4 protein-coding genes are annotated in these 4,192 nt (G+C 71.5%); 3 read left to right on the top strand and 1 reads right to left on the bottom strand.

The window, feature by feature from the left end; genetic code table 11:
• Window positions 1–851: GTP-binding protein (locus CQZ88_RS30980; RefSeq protein ID WP_258008582.1), on the bottom strand; the 851-nt coding region annotated here is incomplete at its 3' end.
• A 147-nt stretch (window positions 852–998) separates the two neighbouring features.
• Here CQZ88_RS30980 and CQZ88_RS13170 point away from each other — a divergent pair.
• The 3 genes from CQZ88_RS13170 (at window position 999) to CQZ88_RS13160 (ending at window position 4,160) form a co-directional block, all read left to right on the top strand.
• Entirely contained in the window at window positions 999–2,072 is a 1,074-nt protein-coding gene (locus CQZ88_RS13170; RefSeq protein WP_072634927.1) for an alpha/beta hydrolase family protein, read from the top strand.
• A gap of 95 nt (window positions 2,073–2,167) precedes the next feature.
• Window positions 2,168–3,592, top strand: coding sequence for an aldehyde dehydrogenase family protein (locus CQZ88_RS13165; RefSeq protein ID WP_065922734.1), 1,425 nt, complete (start codon window positions 2,168–2,170; stop codon window positions 3,590–3,592).
• Between the two features lie 94 nt (window positions 3,593–3,686).
• The gene (locus tag CQZ88_RS13160) at window positions 3,687–4,160 is read left to right on the top strand and encodes a hypothetical protein (RefSeq protein WP_072634929.1); all 474 of its coding nucleotides are present in this window, start codon (window positions 3,687–3,689) and stop codon (window positions 4,158–4,160) included.
• The last annotated feature ends 32 nt before the right edge of the window (window positions 4,161–4,192 follow it).

Here is a 4,192-nt window from a genome sequence, read left to right as displayed (position 1 = left end):
CGACGGTGGGTGGGGTCGGGGAAGGCCATCGCGACGAGATCGAGCAGTTCGGCGGCGCCGACCCCGTAGTCGGTGGTGGCGAGCGCGGGATGCAGTGCACAGTCGACGATCTCGTGCCGCAGCCCCTCGTCGAGGGATTCGGTGTCGAGGGCCTCGCCGGCGAGGTAGCGCTCCATGAGCGTGTCGTCCTGGCCGGAGATCGCCTCGACGAGGCTCTCGCGCGCGGCGCCGGTGTCCGGCACGGCGGCGGGATGGCCGTAGCCGCGGCCGGTGAGCAGATCGATCGAGCCGCACGGGCGGCCGCCGTCGAAGACCGGCACGTACACGGGGCGCAGGGTGTCCGGCCCGAGGTCGAAGGCGTCGTGACAGGCGGTGAGCATCTCGTCGAAGTCCGTGCGGGCGACGTCGAGCTTGGAGACGACGATGGCGCGCGGGATCGCGGTCTCGGCGCATTCGCGCCACAGGGTGCGCGTGGCGGCGGAGATGGGATCTGTTGCGGAGACGACGAATACGGCCGCGTCGGCGGCGTGCAGTCCCGCGCGGACCTCGGCGTCGAAGTCCGGATGCCCGGGGGTGTCGATGATGTTGATCTTCACGCCGTTCCACTCGAGCGGCAGCACGGCCAGTTGCACCGAGCGGCGGTGCTGCTGCTCGATCGCCTCGTAGTCGGAGACGGTGGTGCCGTCGGCGGTGCGTCCGGCGCGGCCCACGGCGCCGGCGGCCAGGGCCAGGGATTCGGCGAGGGTGGTCTTGCCGACCCCGCTGCAACCGACGAGGACGACGTTGCGGAGCTGTGCGGGGCGCTCGACGGCGGGCGCCCGTTCGGTGCGTGCGGCAGAGCGGTCGGGCATCGGCGACTCCTCCCGTGGCCTGTGCCAAGTGTAGGAGGCGGTTCCGCCGCCGTGGCGTCTTTCGGGATCGGCGGCGGTCCGAAAAGACGCCACGGGGACGATGCTCGAGCTACTCTCAACCTGAACTTGAGGTTTAGGGAGGCCCTCGTGGTTGATGTTCAGCGCCCGGCACTCGTCCGCCTGTTCACGGCCGGGACGGCACTCGCCGCCGTCTCCGTGCTGGGGGCGGGGGTCGCCGTCGCGGCACCCGGCACCGGGTCGAATTCCGGCTCGTCGGTGCCGGCGGCCTTCCAGGAGGACCCCGGCCCCCTGCCGGAGCTGCGGAACATCGCGACACCGGCCATCGTGGGGGAGACCCCGATCTCCGACCGCGCCGTGCGGCTGACCGTCGCGAGCCCCGCCCTGCGCCGCGACGTGGGCGTCGAGGTCCTGCTGCCCGCCGACAACTCGGCCCCGCGCCCCACCCTGTACCTGCTCGACGGGGTCAGCGCCCGCAACCACACCAGCGGCTGGATGAACATCGGCGGCGCGCCCGCCTTCTTCGCAGACAAGAACGTCAACGTCGTCATGCCCAACGGCGGCCGCGGCAGCCTCTACAGCGACTGGCAGCAGTCCGACCCCAAGCTCGGCCTGAACAAGTGGGAAACCTTCCTCACCGAGGAGCTTCCGCCGCTGCTCGCCGCGCGGCTGAACAGCAACGGGGTCAACGCGATCGCCGGGAACTCGATGGGTGGGCAGGCGGCCATGATGCTCGCCCACCGGCACCCCGAGCTCTACCGGGGCGTCGCCGCCTTCAGCGGCTGCTACTCGACGGGCGACCTGCTCGGCAGCGCCGTCGTGCAGACCAGCACCTCGTCGCAGGGCGGCGACGTCGTGAACATGTGGGGCCCGCCCGGCAGCCGGGAGTGGGCCGAGCACGACACCGTCGCGCACGCCGAGAACCTCGCCGGCAAGGAGCTCTACCTGTCCGCCGCGACGGGCGTGCCCGGTCCCCACGAGACGCCCGAGACCCCGGACCTGGCGCGCACCCTCGTCGCCGGCGGCATCCTCGAGGCCGGCTCGCGGATGTGCACCCAGCGGCTCGAGGAACGCCTCGGCGCCCTGAAGATCCCCGTCACCGTCACCTACGAACCCGTCGGCGTGCACGCCTGGGGCTACTGGCGCGACCAGCTGCCCAAGGCGTGGCCGACGCTCCAGCGCGCCCTGGAGACCCGGCCCTGACGCGCCGCGACGGGGCCGGACCCGCTTCCCGCGGCCCGTCGGGGACGCGTCGTACGCTGCGTGTGAAGCACATCACTCGGCGGAGAAGGAACGATATGAACAACGTGCTCGACCGCACGAAGATCTACATCGGCGGCGAATGGGTGGACTCCGACGGCACCGGCCGGATCGACGTGATCGCCCCGGCCACCGAGGATGTCATCGCCGTCGTCGCCGAAGGCACGGCACAGGACGTGGACCGGGCCGTACGCGCGGCGCGGGCGGCGTTCCCGGCGTGGTCGGCGCTCACCGGCGCCGAACGCGGTGCCCACCTCGGCAAGGTCGCGGCCCTCATGGCCGAGCGCATCGACGATCTCGCCGCGCTGGTCTCCCGCGACATGGGCATGCCGGTGACGCTGGCCAAGCCGGTCCAGATCGGCATGCCGCTGAAGAACATCACCCGCTACGCCGAACTCGCCGCGACCTACGACTTCGACGCCGGCGAGGTGGGCAACGCCCTCATCGTGCGCGAGCCCATCGGTGTCGTCGGCGCCATCACGCCGTGGAACTACCCGCTGCACCAGGTGGTCCTGAAGGTGTTCGCCGCCCTCGCGGGTGGCTGCACCGTCGTGCTCAAGCCGACCGAGGTGGCGCCCCTGATCACCTACGCGCTCGTCGACATCTGCGACGAGGCGGGCCTGCCGCCCGGCGTGTTCAACCTCGTCAGCGGGTACGGGCCGGTGGTGGGGGAGGCCATCGCCGCGCATCCCGGCGTGGACATGGTCTCGTTCACCGGCTCCACCCGCGCCGGCAAGCGCGTCGCCGTCGTCGCCGCGGAGACGGTGAAGAAGGTGGCTCTCGAACTCGGCGGCAAGTCCGCCAACGTCATCCTCGACGACGCCGACCTGACCCGGGCCGTCACCGACGGCGTGGCCCAGTGCTTCCTGAACTCCGGGCAGACCTGTTCGGCACTGACCCGCATGCTCGTCCCCGCCGAGCGCATGAACGAGGTGGCCGCCCTCGCCGAGCAGGTCGCGCGGGCCTACACCGTCGGCGATCCTTCCGCGGCCACCACCCGGCTCGGCCCCCTGGTCAACGCCAACCAGTTCAAGCGCGTGCGGTCCTACATCGACCAGGGCATCGAGGAGGGCGCCGAACTGGTCCTCGACGGCCGCGAAACCGGCCTCGGCACCGGCTATTTCGTCGGGCCGACCGTGTTCGCGAACGTGACCGAGGACATGACGATCGCGCGCGAGGAGATCTTCGGTCCGGTCCTGTCGATCATCGGATACCGCGACGAGGACGACGCCGTGCGCATCGCCAACGACAGCGACTACGGGCTCTCCGGCGGGGTCTGGTCTGCCGATCGCGCCCGGGCCGAGCGGGTCGCACGACAGCTGCGCACCGGGCAGGTCTCCATCAACGGGGGCGCCTTCAACACCGACGCACCGTTCGGCGGTTACAAGCACTCCGGCGTCGGGCGCGAAGCCGGCGTCTTCGGTCTCGAAGAGTTCCTGGAGGTCAAGGCACTCCTGCGGTGACCGTATGGGGTACGTCACGTTCGGGTGCCGCATAACGATAGACGGGAAAACGGCATCGGTTTCCCCGACAGGGAAAGCGCGGAAGGAGCGGACGATGTACATCATGCCGCCGGACCCGAGTGGCGGGTCCGCGGGCAACCTGGACGTTCCCCCGCGTGGCCTGCGTGAGGTCATGGAAGGCCAGCTCCCGGACCTCGCGGCCTGCGCGCGGCTGCTGTCCGTCGGTTCCGAGCGCGCGGCCGCGGTCTTCGACCGGGCGCTGGCGCGTGCGGTCGCGACGTGGCGGGGCCCGATCGGTCCCGAACTCTGCGCGTACGCCGTGTCGTGGTTCGTGTACCTGTTGCACGCCGAGACGCCCGCGCATCGGCGTGCGGAAGGCTGCGGCGACGACGCCGTCCTGTTCTCGACGTTGCCGCCGGTCGAGCAGATCGCCCTCGTGCTCGGTGAGTTCGAGGAGCTGCCGCCGGCGGGCATCGCCGCCGTCGCCGGCCGCGCGTTCGCCGAGTTCGAGCTGGAGACGCCGCAGCCGGCCTGGGTGCGGGACGGCCTCCTGCACGCGAGGCGCTGACCGCCGTACCTGCGTTCGGGCGGCCACGGCTC

Origin of the sequence: Rhodococcus sp. ENV425 (assembly GCF_002887785.1) — a bacterium.
In the GTDB taxonomy this organism is placed as follows: Bacteria; Actinomycetota; Actinomycetes; order Mycobacteriales; family Mycobacteriaceae; genus Rhodococcus; species Rhodococcus aetherivorans.
Note: the sequence above shows the minus strand (reverse complement) of the source record. Positions and strands in the feature narration are given on the sequence as shown.

Bases quoted from the DNA above. Each gene is read 5' to 3' on its own strand.
- CQZ88_RS13165 (WP_065922734.1), top strand. From the start codon at position 2,168: ATGAACAACGTGCTCGACCGCACGAAGATCTACATCGGCGGCGAATGG.
- CQZ88_RS13160 (WP_072634929.1), top strand. From the start codon at position 3,687: ATGTACATCATGCCGCCGGACCCGAGTGGCGGGTCCGCGGGCAACCTG.